The sequence below is a fragment of the Mammaliicoccus sp. B-M6 genome, assembly GCF_022386965.1.
Lineage (GTDB): Bacteria > Bacillota > Bacilli > Staphylococcales > Staphylococcaceae > Mammaliicoccus > Mammaliicoccus sciuri_A.
Map to the genome: position 1 here is coordinate 1 of NZ_JAJNHJ010000070.1, position 1,463 is coordinate 1,463.

Annotated in this window: 2 protein-coding genes; both read right to left on the reverse strand. The window is 33.7% G+C overall.

What is annotated here, in order from left to right:
* Window positions 1-30: 30 nt before the first annotated feature.
* The gene (locus LQ693_RS13395; RefSeq protein ID WP_103361549.1) at window positions 31-894 is read right to left on the reverse strand and encodes an IS3 family transposase; all 864 of its coding nucleotides are present in this window, start codon (window positions 892-894) and stop codon (window positions 31-33) included.
* Complete coding sequence (locus LQ693_RS13400; protein ID WP_107596494.1) at window positions 858-1,409, reverse strand: helix-turn-helix domain-containing protein; 552 nt, start codon at window positions 1,407-1,409, stop codon at window positions 858-860. The genes LQ693_RS13395 and LQ693_RS13400 overlap by 37 nt, the downstream gene beginning before the upstream one ends.
* Window positions 1,410-1,463 lie beyond the last annotated feature (54 nt).

Sequence of the window (1,463 nt, forward strand, 5' to 3'; positions counted from 1 at the left end):
GGTAGTGACCCCCCAAAGTTAGAGTTTCCATTATGCTATTAATTGGCTGGATTGAGTTCGGTATTGTACTGGACTTCGTCCAGCCAATTTTAATTTCAAACGTTCATTGTTATACCAATAGATGTAATCCTCAATTCTTCTTTTTAATGTTTCATAGTTAACAAGTTCTTCTCCATGATACATTTCCTGCTTCATGATGCCAAAGAAATTCTCCATAGAAGCATTATCCGCACACGTCGCTTTACGTGACATACTTTGATAAATCCTTTGTTCCGATAATCTTCTAATCCATGCATTATGCTGATAATGCCAACCTTGATCAGAATGTATCGTCGTACGATATGGTGCTTCATGCTTAATGATTGTAACTGCTTTATCCAATGATTGAAGTACTAAGTCTAATGTTGGTCTTCTGGATATACCATAAGAAATGATTTCCCCATTGTATAAATCCATAATAGGGCTGAGATATAATTTTTGTTCTTCAGCACATTTAAATTCAGTGATATCTGTCACTAATTTTTGAAGTCGAATAGATGTATGGAATCTACGATTCAAGCGATTTTCAGCCACTTTACCAACTGTACCTTTGTATGATTGATAGCGTGATTTACGTGTGAATTTTTGACATTTTAATCCTAGTTCTCGCATAATTCGTTGTACTTTCTTATGGTTAATGAGATAACCTTGATTTCTCAAAGCTAAATATATACGACGATAGCCGTATTTACCGTTGTGTTTTTGAAAAAGTTCAATGATCTTTTTCTTCCAACCTTTATCTAAATCTTCCTTTTGTAATTGTTTGGCATGGTAATGATAGGTTGCTTCTGGTATACCAACCTTTACTAAGATATCTTTTAATTTGAATCCTTCTTCTTTGAGTTCGAATGCCACTGCTGCTTGTGCTTTTCTAGAAAGGCACTCGGATTCTCTCGAAAAGCGTTCAACTTTTTTAAATAAGCATTCTCTAATCGAAGATTTTCATTTTCTAGCTCTAACTCTTTTTCTCGTGATAGGTTTTGATTAGATTTCTTCTGTTTCTTCTTTTTCATGGGAGGTCGTCCTTTCGGCTTTTCGAGTCCTTCCACACCTTCTTTGTCATATATCTTTTTCCATCGCACAATAATAGATGGGGTATTTAGGCCAAATTTAATCGCTGTATCTTGGAAGGAATCGCCTGTTCTTTTCATATAGTTTAATACATTTATTTTGAATGTAACAGAATAAACTGTCTTTTTCTGTTTCTTTTTAATGCTATCTACACCGAATGATTGAAAGGCTTTTACCCATGTTCGTATAATAATTTTATCAGGTATATTATATTTTTTAGCTAATTTTCGATAACCATAATGGCCATCTAGATAATCTCTTACAACTTTCAACTTAAATTCATCACTATATTTTGTCATATTAAAACACCCCTAAAGTTAGTTTTTTTACTCTAACTTTAGGGGTGCAGTACC

Coding starts and splice junctions, on each gene's coding strand:
- LQ693_RS13400 (WP_107596494.1), bottom strand. CDS start 1,409: ATGACAAAATATAGTGATGAATTTAAGTTGAAAGTTGTAAGAGATTAT.